Annotated in this window: 12 protein-coding genes; 4 read left to right on the top strand and 8 right to left on the bottom strand. The window is 40.6% G+C overall.

Features of this window, described 5'->3' with window-relative positions:
• Positions 1–9 precede the first annotated feature (9 nt).
• From RR876_RS09395 to RR876_RS09375, 5 genes are all read right to left on the bottom strand, one after another.
• On the bottom strand, positions 10–1,608 hold the full coding sequence (locus RR876_RS09395) for a bifunctional aspartate transaminase/aspartate 4-decarboxylase (protein WP_087013398.1): 1,599 nt from the start codon (positions 1,606–1,608) through the stop codon (positions 10–12).
• A 55-nt stretch (positions 1,609–1,663) separates the two neighbouring features.
• Positions 1,664–3,349 carry an aspartate-alanine antiporter gene (gene aspT, locus RR876_RS09390; RefSeq protein ID WP_087013396.1) on the bottom strand — a complete coding sequence of 562 codons (1,686 nt, stop codon included), beginning with the start codon at positions 3,347–3,349 and terminating at the stop codon, positions 1,664–1,666.
• Between the two features lie 528 nt (positions 3,350–3,877).
• Positions 3,878–5,176 carry a glutamate-1-semialdehyde 2,1-aminomutase gene (gene hemL / locus RR876_RS09385; RefSeq protein ID WP_332477403.1) on the bottom strand — a complete coding sequence of 433 codons (1,299 nt, stop codon included), beginning with the start codon at positions 5,174–5,176 and terminating at the stop codon, positions 3,878–3,880.
• Positions 5,177–5,218: 42 nt separating this feature from the next.
• The gene (gene thiE, locus RR876_RS09380; RefSeq protein ID WP_332477404.1) at positions 5,219–5,839 is read right to left on the bottom strand and encodes a thiamine phosphate synthase; all 621 of its coding nucleotides are present in this window, start codon (positions 5,837–5,839) and stop codon (positions 5,219–5,221) included.
• 518 nt (positions 5,840–6,357) lie between these two features.
• On the bottom strand, positions 6,358–6,741 hold the full coding sequence (locus RR876_RS09375) for a DUF962 domain-containing protein (protein ID WP_332477405.1): 384 nt from the start codon (positions 6,739–6,741) through the stop codon (positions 6,358–6,360).
• A gap of 284 nt (positions 6,742–7,025) precedes the next feature.
• On the opposite strand from RR876_RS09375, the gene RR876_RS09370 reads away from it, so the two are divergent.
• Positions 7,026–8,486, top strand: coding sequence for a CYTH domain-containing protein (locus RR876_RS09370; protein ID WP_332477406.1), 1,461 nt, complete (start codon positions 7,026–7,028; stop codon positions 8,484–8,486).
• A 404-nt stretch (positions 8,487–8,890) separates the two neighbouring features.
• A complete protein-coding gene (locus RR876_RS09365; RefSeq protein WP_332477407.1) occupies positions 8,891–10,351 on the top strand; it encodes a CHAD domain-containing protein in 1,461 nt (486 codons plus the stop codon).
• A 69-nt stretch (positions 10,352–10,420) separates the two neighbouring features.
• Here RR876_RS09365 and RR876_RS09360 read toward each other — a convergent pair whose 3' ends face one another.
• Positions 10,421–11,053, bottom strand: coding sequence for a hypothetical protein (locus RR876_RS09360; protein ID WP_332477408.1), 633 nt, complete (start codon positions 11,051–11,053; stop codon positions 10,421–10,423).
• A gap of 114 nt (positions 11,054–11,167) precedes the next feature.
• Between RR876_RS09360 and RR876_RS09355 the strand changes: the two genes are divergently transcribed.
• Together RR876_RS09355 and RR876_RS09350 are read left to right on the top strand one after the other, a co-directional pair.
• Complete coding sequence (locus RR876_RS09355; RefSeq protein WP_004696747.1) at positions 11,168–11,563, top strand: DUF3144 domain-containing protein; 396 nt, start codon at positions 11,168–11,170, stop codon at positions 11,561–11,563.
• Between the two features lie 121 nt (positions 11,564–11,684).
• Positions 11,685–12,749, top strand: coding sequence for an amidohydrolase family protein (locus tag RR876_RS09350; protein ID WP_332477409.1), 1,065 nt, complete (start codon positions 11,685–11,687; stop codon positions 12,747–12,749).
• Between the two features lie 91 nt (positions 12,750–12,840).
• Here RR876_RS09350 and RR876_RS09345 read toward each other — a convergent pair whose 3' ends face one another.
• A complete protein-coding gene (locus RR876_RS09345) occupies positions 12,841–15,618 on the bottom strand; it encodes an insulinase family protein (RefSeq protein ID WP_332477410.1) in 2,778 nt (925 codons plus the stop codon).
• 146 nt (positions 15,619–15,764) lie between these two features.
• Positions 15,765–16,592, bottom strand: coding sequence for a PhzF family phenazine biosynthesis protein (locus RR876_RS09340; RefSeq protein WP_332481907.1), 828 nt, complete (start codon positions 16,590–16,592; stop codon positions 15,765–15,767).
• Positions 16,593–16,684 lie beyond the last annotated feature (92 nt).

The following is a 16,684-nucleotide window of genomic DNA, read 5'->3' as shown; positions in this document are numbered from 1 at the left end:
CTTTCAAGCTTATTTTTTCTTTTTAAAGTTTAGATATTCTTGATAAGACTCTTCCGCAAAACGTCGTAATGAATCACCAATCGCCGCATATTGAAATTCATTCAGATTTGCCAAAGACGCTCGCGCAGAAGGATGTTGTACACCAAAACCTGAGCCCGGAAGTAAAACAACCCCTGTTTCATCTGCTACACGGAAAAGTAACTCGGTTGGGTTTTTATTTTTCATAACCCAATCTGCAAACTCATCACCATACAGCGTCCGCGAAGTATTTTCCAAATTCACCAGCGTATAATAATCGACGGCATTTGGATCTTGAGGAACATCAACACCCAGTTGTCGATACAGCGCTGCATCACGCTCACGCACCACAGATTTAACCGCTTTTTTATAGCTTTGACGCGAGTCCATTAAGTTAAATAGCGCAAATAAAACCATTTGAACTTGTTGTGGTGTCGACAGTCCAGCGGTGTGATTTAGAGCGACATTACGACTATCTGCCACCAGACGATCAATAAACTTAATACTTGATGGATCTGTCGTGAGCGATGAATAACGCTCTTCTAGTTCTTTTTTATCTTTTTTAGATAATTCAGTGAGCTTCTTATCCAAAATATTATTGTTGGTCGTGGCGATGACACCTAGACGCCAGCCTGTCGCACCAAAGTATTTTGAGAACGAATAAACCAAAATGGTGTTGTCTGGACAAATGGCGAATAGTGATTTGAAATTATCGGCAAATGTTCCATAGACATCATCGGTCAGGATTATCAGATCAGGACGTTTTTTAACAATATCAGCCAAAATCGCCAAGCCTTCATCACTCATTTTGACCGAAGGTGGATTACTTGGATTCACCAAGAAGAAAGCTTTAATTGATGGATCTTCTAATTTTCGGAGCTCTGACTCTGGGTATTGCCATCCCTGATTTGGATCCGCCTCAATCAATACTTCTTCCAACTGATAATCATTGAGTTTTGGAATTTCTAAATAAGGGGTAAAAATCGGGGTGCCGATGGCAATTCGATCACCCTTAGCAATAATTTTATTCTCTTTAAGCGAGTTAAAGATATATGCCATTGCTGCTGTTCCACCCTCTACAGCAAACAGATCTAATCCATCCTTTGGCATACCTTGCACACCCATTTCACGCAACACATACTCTTTAATGATGGTTTCGCTCAGGCGTAACATACGATCTGGAACAGGATAATTACAACCCAAAATACCTTCAACCATTTCTAGTAAAAATGCATCTGGGTCTAAGCCTAACTGGTCTCTGACGTAAGAAATCGCTTTTCCTAAAAATACCACACCTGGCTTATCACGATTTTCGAGTACAAAGTTATCAAAGCGAGATTGCAAGCCTACTGGTCGTGGAAAGCCACCGAGCCCTTCTGGCATATAAGAAAATGAAAACTCAGATTCGGTTGCAGAAAATAAACCAAGTTGGAAAAAAGCTCTACGAGGAACAGTTGCAAGGAAGTTTGGGTTTCCTCGACCTGCGTTCAGCATCATACGGTCAGTTCGACTTTCTGCGAGTGCAATCAGTTTATCTTTTAATTCAAATGGACTTAGTTTTGCGTATTTTGAGTAATCAACGTTCCCCATGGGAAGTCTCCTTTAATTATAGTGAAGCTAAAGATTTATTGTTAAACATCAACTTTTAAGCTAAACCCACGATCAGTGGACCCAGCAAGGTTAAAAAAACATTGGCCAATGCATAGGTAATTGCAAAGGGAACCGTAGGAATTGAATTGCCTGCTTTATCGAGCACTCCACCAAATGCAGGGTTTGCACTTCGTGAACCAGTTAAGGCACCTGCCATCACTGCGACATTGTCATAACGCAGGACATAACGTGCGAATAGCATCGAAAGAACCAGTGGCACAACGGTGACCACTACACCAATCATAAATAGAGATAAACCACTGTCTTTAATGGTTTGAATGGCTTGTAACCCTGACTGTAAACCAACCGCAGCCACAAAACCTGCAAGACCTAAATCTTTAAGCAACTGCGAAGCTGCTAAAGGCATATTGCCATGGACTTGGTTTCGACTACGTAGCCAACCAAACAACAGACCTGATAAAAGTGCGCCACCGCCAGCACCAAGTGTCAGAGGAACATCGCCGATACGCACAACAAATAAGCCAATCAGTAAGCCCACCACCAAACCAGCACCATGGAAGATCCAGTCTGTTTTTAAGCTTTCTGGTAAGGCCTTCCCTGCCTCTTTAACTAAACGCTCAAGATCACTTTTGGTTCCGTATACGGTCACCACATCGCCTTGACGTAGGATAGTTTCATCACTTAAGAGCTGTGTTTCGTCCTGACGTTTAATGCCCAGCACATAAATGCCGTGTTTAAGATAATCAGGCGTATTGGCTTTGACATCGCCTAATGTTCGATTGATGTATTTAGAGTTTCTTAAAATGACATCCGTCGTATCCATGACCATTTCCATGCCTTGGGAAGATTGGAGTTCTGAGCCAATATTCTCTGCAATAGAAACAACACTTGCTCTGCGACCAACGATGAGAACCACATCATCCGTTTGCAAAGTAATTTCAGGGGATACATCGATAAATTGATCTTTACGTTTAAGCCGCTCAATAGTAATACCTGACTTTTGGGCTTCTAGTTCTGCAATCGTTTGACCAGACGCTTGTTGGACTTTATAAATCCGTCCCACAATTTCTGGCATCGCCAGTTCCTGACCCGGTGCAAGTTCAAAAGCACCTTTTAAACGCTCAGACTGTGCTTTAAGTGCGTCATCATGAATTTCTCGCCCCATAAATTTCGGCAAGATGTTCACACAAATAATAATCGCACCTAGAGAGCCAAAAATATAAGTCACAGCATAGCCAATTGCGACATTGGCTTGCAGTCGTTGAATCTCTGCCATTGGCAAATCTAAGCGCGAGATAGCATCGCCTGCTGTACCAATAATGGCAGATTGTGTCATCCCGCCTGCTGCTAAGCCTGCAGCCAAACCTTTGTCTAGATCAAATATTTTCGCCATTGCGAGAACGGTGATAAGCCCGCAAATGGCCATAAAGGCAGCCAGTAGAATTTCTTTAATCGACTGAGGTCCTAGAGATTTGAAAAATTGCGGACCACTTTCAAATCCAACTGCATAAATAAATAGTGCAAACAGAATGGCTTTCACACCATTGTCAACAGGTACACCAATCAGACTTAGAATCACTGCAACCAATAATGATCCAGCGACACCACCAAATTGAAATTTACCGAATTGAAATTGACCAATCCAAAAACCTATTGCCAATGACAAAAACAATAGAATTTCGGGACTATGTTTTAATTCACCTTGTAGCCACTCAATCATATTATGGACTCACTTTATTATTAGATTTATCATTAAAACTAAAGTTTATTTTTCCATTTGATAAAATACTCCTCAGAATATATAAATGCAAATATATTATTTTATCTATAAATAATGACAATTAATTATTTCAAAATAATTTAAAAATATATAAGTTTTTTATTCTCATATAAACAAAGTAAAATCGTCGGAATTAATATTTCATATTGTAACTAAAAGCATTAATTTTTATTTAAAATAATTTATTTAATCTTTATTTTCTTCTTCACATTAATATAAATAACTGATTTAATTATTTTTATAAATCTTCTTTTTAATAGAATCGATCTCTTCAATTTGTGACCCGTGTCACAATTATGAATTCAACATATCTCAGCTTTATTTAAACGTATTGATAAGTTTGATGAACTATAAATTCGGTAGCTACCAACAATAAGTAGTACTTAATTTTCATATTGAATTCCACAGTTAAAATGCTATAAAAAAAGCCCATCAAATGAGATGGGCTTTTTTAGCAAGTACAAATACTTACTTCATACTTGCAAAAACTTCTTTCGCTGCTTGCAGCGTAAATTCAATATCTTCATCAGAATGGGCAGCTGAAATAAAGCCAGCTTCAAATGCAGATGGTGCAAGATTCACACCACGGTCTAACATGCCATGGAAGAACTTACGGAATGCATCGATATCACACTTTAACATCGAGTCGAAGCTAGTAATGTCTTCTTGATCGGTAAAGTACAAACCAAACATACCGCCTACTTGTTGCGTTTTAAAAGCAATACCCGCTTCATCAGCCGCGGCTTGTAAACCCACAAGCAGTTTTTCTAGCTGCGCTGTCAATTTTTCATAGAAACCATCTTGGCGCAGGTGTTTAAACATCTCAATCCCTGCACGCATTGCAAGTGGATTCCCCGACAGTGTTCCAGCTTGGTAAACTTTGCCCAGTGGCGCAATACACTCCATCACTTCTCGTTTCCCACCAAAAGCACCCACGGGTAAGCCTGCACCAATAATTTTACCCAAGGTGGTTAAATCAGGAGTCACGCCATAGTGAGCTTGCGCGCCAGCCAATCCAACACGGAAACCAGTCATCACTTCATCAATGATAAAAACAGAACCATGTTCATCACATACATCACGAATCGCTTGTAAGAAGCCGTCGATTGGTTTGACTAGGTTCATGTTCCCTGCCACAGGCTCCACAATCACGCCTGCAATCTCTGAACCAAACTTAGCAAAGCACTCTTTTAAAGTAGCAATATCGTTATATGGAAGAGTAAGTGTGTGTTTGGCAAAGTCGGCAGGAACACCAGCTGAAGTCGCTTCACCTTCGCCGCTGGTTAACAAACCTGAACCTGCTTTTACTAGCAGTGAGTCTGAATGACCGTGGTAACAGCCTTCAAATTTTACAATCTTATCACGACCTGTATAACCACGTGCCAGACGAATAGCAGTCATGGTTGCTTCAGTACCTGAGTTGGTCATACGAACCAGCTCAATTGACGGCATAATTTCGCAAATAATGTCGGCTAAAGTCGTTTCATGTACGGTAGGTGCACCGAAGCTTAAACCATCCACTGCAGCATTTTGAACTGCTTTAATAATTGCAGGATGAGCATGACCTAAAATCATTGGTCCCCATGAGCCCACATAGTCTACATAGCGCTTACCATCCACATCGTACAAGTATGCACCTTGCGCCTTTTCAATAAAGACAGGCGTTCCGCCTACGCTATTAAATGCACGTACAGGTGAGTTCACACCACCCGGAATATGTTTGCTTGCTTGTTTAAACAATTGTTCTTGCTTTGGAGATAAGCTCATGAAGTTACTCAACTCAAAAAATAAAAAAACATCTAAAAATACTTAAGCTTTAGATGCAAATAAATCAGCCCACTGTTCTATACGATCAGGAATCGCAGACATTGATAGCCCTAATATATCACTAATCACCGCGCAAAGGTCGGCACCAGCTTCGATCACTTCGCCTGAATTTTCAACTGTTAAGCCACCAATAGCACAAATCGGCACATTCAATTTGGCTTTAGCTTCCTTTAAAGTCTGCAAGCCAATATTGCCAGCTTCTGGCTTGGTCTCAGTTGCGTAAATTGCACCAAAAGCGACGTACGTTGCACCTTCAGCAATTGCCTTTTCAGCCAGCTCAATCGAGTTCAAACACGTACGACCAATCACAGCATCTTTTGGCAGGCGTGCGACAGCTTCAGCAACTTCGCCATCACCTTGCCCTAAATGCACACCAACGCCGTATTTAACGGCCATTTCTAAGTCATCGTTGATCACAAAAGGAACACGATACTCAGCACACATAGCTTTCATATACTCAACTTCGTAAGCCTGTTCTTCTTTAGGTACTTTTTTACGGCGATACTGCAAAACGGCAACTTCACGTGTTGCCATTGCGCCTTCTAATTTAGCCAAAAGTAGCTCTAAAGGATCATCATTTGTAATTAAATATAAACCGCGCATTTAACTCTACCTTTGGGTTATGTCGTTCTATTATAAAGCTAAAGGCTACTGATGCTTTAATGAATTGGGACTGAAAATGCGTTGCTTTGCACAAAAATCCCGCGACCAAGCTCAGGCTATATAAAAATACCTATTTTCAGTGATAGTCGCCTCACCGCTTTCGCAGTTTAATGGATACACAAAGCAACAAGAACAAAATAAAAATAACAACTTTATAACAAGAATAAGAGACACGCAGCGATCTGATACGGCTTTTTAGCTTTTTAAACCAGTGATGTTGAAATAACATCATAAAAGCTAAAAAGCCGCATATTTTACTTAGCATCCACATAAAAAAAGCCTAGAGAAGGTCGCTCTAGGCTTGGAAAACTAAAAGTACTTTGAAGTTCAAAGCACTTATATATTATTTGGTGAAAATATAAACAACGACATCATTATTAGAACATTAATTCAGACTTTGCAACTGTTAATTTCAAGCTTTTAATAAAACTTTCATGATGAAGTCACAAAGTGCTTCACTAACTTGGAATTTTGTCCAAGGCACGATCTTGTAAGCTTAAATTTCCACGTAAAACATCGGAAAACATGCACCAGTCAGAAATAAAACTATATAGAGGCTGTTTAAAACTGGCCGGCTTATTTTTTTCAAAAACAAAATGACCTACCCATGCACAGGCATAGCCAGAGACTAAACCATATACAAAATAACGCGGCTTGCGTTTAAGTATGGCTTTAGAGAAAAAGTACAGTCCAATCGAACTGCCCGCGACGTGTAGCCGACGACTCATGATGTTGCGGTGTTCTGTGAGATAAAAACGATAAAACTGGTGATAGCCCTTAATCGGCAACTGAAAATTTGGTTCAGCGTCGTGTTCTTGTTTCGGTTTAACCTGAGCATTCATCTGTCATCATCCTGATGGTTTTCTACCAACATAGCTGAAAATATGCAGTCTGCAAAGTGCAATCGCCTCGGGGGAGTTTCCACTAAAACAGAATTGTTTTTTGATCAATCTCACGCTGCAACTTTGTTTTATTGTGTCGTCAAGTCTTACATACTGTCTCTTTTTCGCTACAATCCAGTGGTCCATTGGTGTGCCTTTAGCGCACATAAAAACAAACTACAGATCATGCATCTAAATACATAAAGGCTTGGCACTGACCTAGCCCCTCAAATTAGGAATTTTTCATGGTTGAAATTGAATTAAAATTTCAGATTAGCGAAGCACGACGTACTGCCCTTCTTAAAGCATTAGATCCTAAAAAATCTGAAAAGATTCAACTTCAAGCCAAGTATTTTGACACTCCTGATCGCCTCTTGGCCCAACATGGTGCTGCTTTGCGTCAGCGTCTTGAAGGCACTTGCTGGATTCAAACACTCAAAGCCGCAGGTAAAAGTCATTTACACCGTTTTGAACATAATCATAATTTGGGTGAGTTAGAATCATCTCCTGAACTGGACTTAAGCATTTATGCAGCTATTCCAGAGGCTCAGCAAATTTTAACCCAAGCTTTAGGAGCGGACGCGGCTGCGTTAAAGCTCACCTTTGAAACGGACATCCAACGTACCTATCGCGTCATTGAGTTTGAAGATGCTGAAATTGAAGTCTGTTTGGATGTTGGTGTGGTTCGTGCATCTGGTCGAGAACAGACCATCCATGAGGTAGAATTCGAACTTAAATCAGGCTCTGTTCAGTCGCTTTTGGCCTTTAGTTTTGAATGGGTGAAGAAGTATCAACTGTGGTTAGATGTCCGCAGCAAAGCCGAAATGGGTAATCTACTGGCACTTGAGCAAACAGTGAGTCCAGCGCGTTTTGAAAAAGAATTTGTCCTATCGAAAAAAGAAAGTGCGGCATATAACCTGAGTTTGCTGATTGGTCAGCAAATGCAGCATTTACTGCCGAATATTGCTGCAATTTCAGCAGGTGTTGCTGAGCAAAGCCATATTGATCAAGCACAAACTGCTTTAGAGCACTTACAACTAACCTTGGCTTTATTTAAAGACTGGAATAGTAATATTTCTGATAAATGGGCGATGCAACTTGCAGCATTTAAGCATCAGTTTGATCATTTACAACATTTGCAGCATATGCAAAGTACCCTAGGCGCTTTTCTTCAAAACCCAACCACTACTGAAAATCTTGCCAAAGACATTTTATATGCTCAAGAAAAGCTTGGAAATTTAGTTAAATCGACGCAGAACGTCCATCATTATCTTGAATTATTGACCTTTAGCTTAAGTTCACATGATCAGGTACAAAAGCAGGATTTAAAAACCTATGCACACAACACCCTGCAAAAACAATATCGACAGCTACAAGAAAGCTTAAATGCTGCGGATATTAGTCACTTTGAAAGCTTAGAAGTATTGGCACAGAAAATTAAGGAATTGAAGTTTAGCTTTCCTATTTTAACTTCAATTTATGATGTGAAAAATTTGCAGAAATACAGTAAAGCGTTAAATGATGCCCAACAAGCCGCACATGAATATCAAATTTTGGCAACTTCAGCTGCATACATTCAACAGACAGAACTTGAAGCCAGTGATTGGTTTGTTTTAGGCTGGCTCACGGCAAAACTTGAAGTTTATGCCGATAAACTTTTAGAAGCGACAGAGCAGTTTTTAGTCAGCCGTAAATTCTTAAAATAACGCTCTGTATAGCATAAGCAGTCATGTTAAATACATGACTGCTATCGATCCTCCACAAAGCCTGATAAACCCCAAAATCACGCTAGAAAATCCTGGTTGTCGGCATGGATGTCACTAATTTATCTGTAATAAAGGAACATTATCAGAACAACGCAGGCTCTATATTACTTTTCATATTTAAGAAACTAAGGCTATGTCCTCCTACTTAACGTCGAGTTGTAGTCGGCTCACGGCGACAATTAGTACTTAGTTACCTTTGCATACTTTTTAAACTCCGCCTCATGATTTTAAAAGTGACATCTAGCACACTATTTCTGCCCTTTTAGCTTATACCCATCCAAAACTGGTCTTTTTTCACTCAATTTAGCATATAGTAAAACATAGGTCGTCATGAGTCATGGGCTATGCAAGAGATTGAGTTTAAGTTTCAAGTTCCAGTTAAAAAGCGTAAGACCTTACAAAAAGCGTTTACACTGCTCAAGCCTGAGCCGATTCATTTGGCAGCTCAATACTTTGATACAGCCGATCAAACACTTGCTAAGCATTGCATCGCGATTCGACGACGTCTGGAAAATGATGAATGGAAACAAACCTTCAAAGCAGTGAACACCGCAAAAGCATTGAGTCGCTTTGAACTTGAATTTGATATAGCGCCACCTGAGACGACGACCCTCGAATTAAATAACTATGAAACGTATCCTGCTGTCTATAAAAAATTAAAACACGCTTTGGGACTTCCGCTGACAACCCTTGAATTGCTCTTTGAAACTAACATCCAACGTTTACGCGTTTTGCAGAATGTTAGAAATAGTACAGTTGAGATTGCACTCGATATTGGAAAAATTTTTAAAGAACAAAACAGTGTTGCTATTTTCGAAATCGAATTTGAATTAAAACAAGGATCAATAGAAGATTTGATCGCATTTATACGACCTTGGGTTCAAAAATACCAACTGAGTCTCGACACACACAGTAAGTCAGACTATGGACTTCAAGTGATTCGTAAGCAAAGTTACTTTCCTGCGCAGTATCAAACACCTCTTGTACTGAACAAAACCTCAAGCGAAGCTAAGGCTCTACAAAGCATAATGGCCAATTGCTTGCAGCACTTACTTCCCAATGCCAGTTCAATTGCTCGACAGCAGTACTCCAGTGAGCATGTCCACCAAACCCGCGTGGCAATTCGCCGCTTACGTACCGCACTGAAAAGTTTTGCTGCATGGTCTGAGAACATTCAACCGCACTGGAAAAAGGAACTTACCACTATTTTTCAAGCCTTAGGTGGAACACGTGACATCGACGCACTGAACGAAGACTTACTCCCTCAACTGATTGAGGCAGGTTATCCATTAGACCATCTTGCACCAAGTACAGAGGCCATCTCTGATGTCTGTGCTCTATTTCAACGACCAGAAACGACGCAACTTTGGCTTGAATTAATTTTATTTACAGAGCAAGAACTAGATCCGCCTTCAAAAACCAAATTAAAAAAGCATGCACTCAAAGTGATACATGCTTTACACCATAAAATATGCGCACATGCCGAGCACTTTAGCCTGCTTGAAGATGAGGAAAAACACCGCGTTCGTAAGCAAGTCAAACAACTGCGTTATAGCATTGAGTTTTTGGCGTCTTTACTCGATGCAAAAGCTTTAAAAACCTATTTAAAAAAACTCAAAGTAGTTCAGGAAAACTTGGGGCACTATAATGATTTGGTGGTTGCAGACGCCTTATTTCAACAAGCCCCAGAACCAGAAGTCGCTTATAGTTTTGCCACAGGATGGATCGCCGCGGAAAAAAATAGAATGCTGAAATTGGTTGAACAACAGCTGATACTGTTCAGTCAAACCAAAAAGCTGAAATAGTCTTTTAAATTAAAATATAGATCAGCAGCAAAAGTTCTTCTATAGGTGAATTCCCTGTCTATACCTAAGTTAACGATACTTTCCGTACACTTTCCACGTATTGTTGTCTGCTAAGGGGTCGTTATAGCTATCACTGCGCTGTTTACGTGGTTTGTCTCGAGCATCGACCAGTTCAAAGTGTGCTTCGGTACTTAACACGATACCATTTACATAAAATCGGGTACGGGTATATTCACTCTGCCCATGCTGAAACACATAGGTTCTGAGGTCAATAAATTCCCTATGCGCAACCAAGGCAGCGTTATCATCGCTGTCCAACCAAGCGTGCATAGCCTGCACCTGTTCTGGTTCAAATTGTCCGCATTTTTCAATTAAGCTCGCAATGCCGCGAAAACTTTTAGACTCTTTGGCGCGGGTTTTATTAATCCGAATACGATCAACATGAAAATAAAACAGCGGTAAGTTCAAATGACTAGGTAAATGAATTGCATCCAATACCTCTTCTTCCATAAAGGGTTGAAATAAGTCTTGCGCCCGCTCAATCAAACCCGTCCACTGGCGGTAGTAGTCCTCAACCTCTGCTTTCGTTCCGTAATAGATTGGTAAGCCTTCGACATTGGCTAGATTTTGTGGCGGCCAAATGTTTTGACGCAATAAGGCAATATCACTTTTTAAACTTTGTACCGCAATCGCGTCTTGCATGGATATTCTCTATTTTATTGCTTAGGCTATTTTTAGATTAAGGCAAAGGTTTAGTTTCTGCAAGGCTTTGCCTATAATGCAGTCTGAGTTATTTATGTATTTTAGGACAAGTTCATGGTTCAGAAGATTGAAGCAACAGATGTAACCGAAGAAGAAGCGTTGAATGCTGCTTTTTTTGAACGTGCAGATGAATTTATTAAGCAAGCCAACGATTTTTGTCGCACTGAAAAAGGTTCACAAGTGAAACCTGCTGAAATACGTGGCCAAGTGAGTGCTGCGATGTTGTTTGGTACAGCACGCTTTAACACGTGGGTGGCAGCCAACAACTTTAAAGATGGCGATGAAATGCGTGATGCCAAAGAACAAGTGATGTCTTATATTTTGCAGCAGTTCCAAATGATGCTTGAAGACAACTATGACGAATATTGTGAACAGTTTGAAAACTACCTTCGTTTCCGTCATAACGAAGAATTCCATGCTAACAAGCATGACCACAAACACGATCACTGATCAATCCAAGCCTGCCTCGTGCAGGCTTTTTTCATTTCGTCGTATTTGAAACGAAATACAATGTTGCAACACCTCAATTTACAGTAAGGTAATCGCTAAGGAATACGACTTAGGGAAGAACATGCAGCATTTGGACTTTGCACTCATCGATCCACACATCCATCAGTGGGACCCCTATAACACGCCACATGCAGCGGCTTTGGCAGTCAAATTATTGGGTAAGCATCCTAAGCTTTTGGACAAGATGGTTCGTTTGGTGAAACCTAAAGACCTGATTGAAACCCTAGGTCTAACCCGTCATATCACACGTCCTTATTTGCCCCAAGACTATAAACTCGATACTGGCCCATACACAGTAGAACAAGTGGTACATGTTGAAGCCAGTTGGCATCACAGCAAAGATAAAGGTGTGGTTGAGGAAACTCAGTTTATCGAGTCTTTAGCTTTTGGGGCCGATACGGTCAAATTGGGTGGCATTGTCGCAACAGCTGACCCGCGTGATCGTAACTTTAAAAAGATCCTAAAATTACACCATAAAGCTTCACCACACTTTCGTGGTATTCGTAAAATGGCATCTTTTCATGAAGACAAAGAAATCCATGCGTGGGCAGATGAACCACACTTATACCGCAATAAAAAATTTCTCAAAGGCTTCGAAGTGCTGTCCCAATACAACTTGAGTTTTGATGCTTGGGTTTATTCCACACAGCTTGAAGATGTAATTTATCTGGCCAAGCAGTTCCCAGAAACTTCCATTGTGTTAGATCATTTGGGTACACCCGCAGGTTTATTTGGTCCAATTGGTGCAAATACAGGGATGACACAAACAGCGCGGGAAAATATTTTCTTCCGTTGGAAGGACGACTTAGCTGAACTTGCAAGCTATCCGAATGTCTATACCAAAATGTCGGGACTCTTCATGCCTGTATTAGGACATCGTTTTCATAAAGAAGGCCGACTGGCGTCCAAACAAGAAGTCTTTGACCTTGCAAATCCCATGATTACGCATGCCCTCGCCTGTTTTGGCACCTATCGGGTAATGTTTGCCTCTAACTTTCCTATGGATTCGGTCAGTACATCGTTGGTGAATATTATCGATGCCTTTAGTGATGTTGTCGCAGCCTATGACCCTGATGCTTTAGAGCGCGTATTCCATCACAATGCCAAACAGTTTTATCGGCTTTAATTGAAAAAAATAAGAAAACTAATTTCTAAAAGCTATAACAAAAAGAACCCCTCAATTTTGAGGGGTTCTTTTTAGGTAGGAGCAAAAATCTTTACTTTTTCAACGCTGGCTGCGCTTTGCCATATTGGTCAGCCATCACTTCAACCAACTGATCCAGCTTAATATACTTCTGGATCACCGCATCAACATCGGCTTTGCCAATTTTTGCCAATGCTAAATCACGCTGCTCACGATCCAGTAAAGTACGATTACGCTTCATTTGAGGAATCAACATGCGATGGATATTGCGACTATCTTCAAGTGCAGTCACACGCTTTTTCAAAATATCAGCCTTGGCAGCTTCCACTTCCTGTTCAGTAACGCCTTTTGCCAATAACTCATTCAACACTTTATAGACCGCTTGAGACAATTGAGCCGATTTGCCTGCGCTATAATTTGCATCAATCGTCAGTGCTCCTGACTCCGTCCAGTCATCCAACGAAATGCTGCTGCCAAAACCATAGACCAAGGCATTCTTTTCACGTAGCTCTTGCGCCAAACGAGATGATAACTGCGACTCACCTAAGATGTGCTCAAGTACCTGTAAAGCAGGTGCATCTGGGTGGTATGTGCCCACAGGGAACGTCATAATGCTCTGATAGCTACCAAACTCACGCTGCTCTGACAGTGCATGTACACGCTGCGCTTTATATGCCGTAAAGTCAGAAGTAATTCGCTGATAAGGCGCTACCGAATTCCAGTTTGCAAAAGCCTGATTTAAAGTCTTTTTCATCTTTTTCGTATCAATCACGCCCGTTACCGAAATTTGTGCATGATTCATCGCGAAAAACTGCTGATACAGCTGTTTCACCTGAGCTTGTGTTGCGGCCTGATACTGCTTCTTAACATATTCAGGCTCGAAGTGATGGCGAATATCCCCAATTGGATAAGTTTCAAGTAAACGTGCAATGGTTAAAGCCGCTACAGTTTCAGGCTCAGTATACGGTCGATCCAGACTTGCTAAGCTTTGCGACTTAATCAAATCAAACTGGCTTTGTTCAAAAGTTGGATTTTTAAGTACATCGATCACGAAGTTAAAAAATTCATCAAACTTTTCTTTCTTCGCCACGATTGAGATATTGATGCCGTTACCATTACTTGCTGCACTTGCACCACCGCCTGCGTCGATCGAGTGGTCAGCAATATCTTGCAAACTATATTGAGTTGATGCTCTGAGCAATAAATAAGAAGTCAGGTCTAATAACTCTGCTTTATTAAACAAACTTTCTGCTGTACCAAAGTCAATCGAAATGGTGGCATAGGTCTTATCGTCACGCGTAGTACTTGGGTACAGCGCATATTGCATGCCATTTTTTAACTTGCCACGCTGAATTTGTTTTTCAGTACTTTCTAAATATTGCTTTGAACTTTTTACATATCCAGCCACTTCTGCCTTATACGCACTGACATCTTTCAATGGTTCTTCAGCCACGGCTTGCTGATCTAAAGTTTTTGTAGGCGTGGCTGCTGCCGAATGTTCAAGTGCTTTTTTCTGATCTTCTGGGGTTGGTAAAATAGTGCCTGAAATACGATGCTCGGGTACTAAAAAGTCATCTAAACGTTGGTTCACATCAGTAACGCTGAGCTGTTGTAACTGTTGCTGATCTTTAAAGTATTGTGTCCAATCACCATTGGCAGAAACCACGTAGTCACTGAGCATGCCACCGACTGCCGTTGCGCTGCTGAACATGCTTTCTTGGGCATTTTTAATCATGCTCTTCACGCGGTTGAGCTCAACCTCGTTGAAGCTTGGTGTTTTTTCTACCCCAGTAACCAAAGCTGACTCGACTTTCTTTACATCATGGTTAGGTGCATAAACTGCGCCCATAAACACCATATTGAAATCTTGGTCTAACCATGTGGTTGACTGAACTGCTGTCGCCGTTCCCGTTTCTACAATGCTTTGGTACAAATGCCCACTGGGTTGCATGGTATATAAATACGGTGACACCGCCAACGCGGTCTTAATGTTCTCGTTTTTACCATTCAGGTAAATATTATATTTGGCTAAGTTACTGCCTTTTTTCACCACAAACTGGCGATCTTGAATCTTGCTGGCATCTAAGACAGGTACTTTGACTTTCGCAGGCACAGCGCGCGCTTTAATCGCACTAAATTTTTCATCAATCTGCTTCAGTACAGCTGCTTGGTCAAACTTCCCCGAAATGACAAACACCGCATTATTCGGCGCATACCAGTCACGATAAAACTTATTCAGTTCAGCCATTTTGATTGACTGTAACTCGTTTAAATCACCAATAGGTAAACGCCCTAAATATTGATTACCATAAGCAGATTTCCACATCTGATCCATGAGCACTGAAAAAGGCTGATCCATACGGACTTCGCGCTCGCGTTTTACAATCGCGATTTCAGATGGTACATATTTTTCTTGGAGCACCAAGCCATCCATACGCTCGGCTTCAAGATTAATCAGCTCATTAATCGCATTTTGTTCAGGACGAACCACATTTATATATTTGGTTGAATAATAATCCGTGCTGGCATTATTCATTAAACCGTATTGATCTAAACGGCGCTGAAACTCGTCCCCTGGAACATTTTTAGTTCCCTTGAACGCTAAATGCTCTAGTAGGTGCGCTAACCCCCCCTTACCTTTTGGATCGTTCAATGAACCGGTTAAATAGACCATGTTCATATACACTTTATTTTCTTTATCGTTTGGCGCAAGAATAATACGTAAACCGTTATCTAATTTATATTCTTCAATTTTCTGTTCCGATTTTACCAATACGGGTTGTGCCCATACTGTGCCCCCAAAGCCAAGTAGCAATACCGACAAACTCAATGTTTTAAAACGCATTAACATTATTTTTCCAAATAATTCGACAAAATATGAATGATTCTCAACATCATAGAGGAAAGTGAATTTTTTTTTATAGTAATTTGGTGAAAAATAGCATTTTAATCAATGCTTATTTTTCACCAGTAGTTTTAATTTAAGAGAATTGCAACTTAATCTAAGTAAAGTTCAGCCGTCATATATAACTTGGCATAGCCAGAAATTTGGATCCGCGTTTCAGACTGGATATCACAGTAAAGCAATCCTCCACGGCTCGATGCCTGATAGGCAAGCAATGAGGTTTTACCCAACTTCTCCGCCCACAAGGGCGCAAGACCTGTATGCATGGAGCCTGTCACAGGGTCTTCATTGATGCCTTTATGCGGTGCGAAATAACGCGCGATATAATCATAGTCTTGAGACGTTGAAGTCAGGGTAACATCCAAGTTTTCGGCGGTAATTGCGGTACTGACTTTATGCTTTTCTGCCATTTGACGAATTTTATCCAAGTTCGGTTTGGCATCCTTAACTGCCTGCTCAGACTCACACACTAAAATATAAGCCTGTGGGTTTAAATAGACTTCTTTAATTTCACAATCGACCAATTCATGAATTTCCGCAGGATAGTCTTCTAACTTTTGCGGTGCACGAATTGGAAAATTCATATGAATCTTGCCGTCAACATCTTGATCAATGATAAAAATACCCAAGTCTTTTACATGAAACTGGATACGTTTGGCATCGGTATAATCACGAAACAGAACATAACTACTGGCTAAAGTCGCGTGCCCACAAAAATCCACTTCAACCTGAGGGGTAAACCAACGAATTTCATAGTTTTCAGCATCAATCACTTTCACAAAAGCCGTTTCTGCCAAATTATTTTCTAACGCAATATTCTGCATCAAATCTACTGCTAACCATTCATCACGCACAATCACAGCGGCAGGATTACCTTTGAATAATTCAGTTGTAAAGGCATCGACTTGATACATTTTCATCGTTTTTCTCCTAAATTGAAGCTTTATTTTGCAAAAAACTGAGTAAAAAAGTAGACACAGTTTTTAGTCATTTATGGATACACGCCCAATAA

The organism is Acinetobacter sp. (assembly GCF_036666595.1).
GTDB lineage: Bacteria > Pseudomonadota > Gammaproteobacteria > Pseudomonadales > Moraxellaceae > Acinetobacter.
Note: the sequence above shows the minus strand (reverse complement) of the source record. Positions and strands in the feature narration are given on the sequence as shown.

Bases quoted from the DNA above. Each gene is read 5' to 3' on its own strand.
- RR876_RS09395 (WP_087013398.1), bottom strand. From the start codon at position 1,608: ATGGGGAACGTTGATTACTCAAAATACGCAAAACTAAGTCCATTTGAA.
- aspT (WP_087013396.1), bottom strand. From the start codon at position 3,349: ATGATTGAGTGGCTACAAGGTGAATTAAAACATAGTCCCGAAATTCTA.
- hemL (WP_332477403.1), bottom strand. From the start codon at position 5,176: ATGAGCTTATCTCCAAAGCAAGAACAATTGTTTAAACAAGCAAGCAAA.
- thiE (WP_332477404.1), bottom strand. From the start codon at position 5,839: ATGCGCGGTTTATATTTAATTACAAATGATGATCCTTTAGAGCTACTT.
- RR876_RS09375 (WP_332477405.1), bottom strand. From the start codon at position 6,741: ATGAATGCTCAGGTTAAACCGAAACAAGAACACGACGCTGAACCAAAT.
- RR876_RS09370 (WP_332477406.1), top strand. From the start codon at position 7,026: ATGGTTGAAATTGAATTAAAATTTCAGATTAGCGAAGCACGACGTACT.
- RR876_RS09365 (WP_332477407.1), top strand. From the start codon at position 8,891: ATGCAAGAGATTGAGTTTAAGTTTCAAGTTCCAGTTAAAAAGCGTAAG.
- RR876_RS09360 (WP_332477408.1), bottom strand. From the start codon at position 11,053: ATGCAAGACGCGATTGCGGTACAAAGTTTAAAAAGTGATATTGCCTTA.
- RR876_RS09355 (WP_004696747.1), top strand. From the start codon at position 11,168: ATGGTTCAGAAGATTGAAGCAACAGATGTAACCGAAGAAGAAGCGTTG.
- RR876_RS09350 (WP_332477409.1), top strand. From the start codon at position 11,685: ATGCAGCATTTGGACTTTGCACTCATCGATCCACACATCCATCAGTGG.
- RR876_RS09345 (WP_332477410.1), bottom strand. From the start codon at position 15,618: ATGTTAATGCGTTTTAAAACATTGAGTTTGTCGGTATTGCTACTTGGC.
- RR876_RS09340 (WP_332481907.1), bottom strand. From the start codon at position 16,592: ATGAAAATGTATCAAGTCGATGCCTTTACAACTGAATTATTCAAAGGT.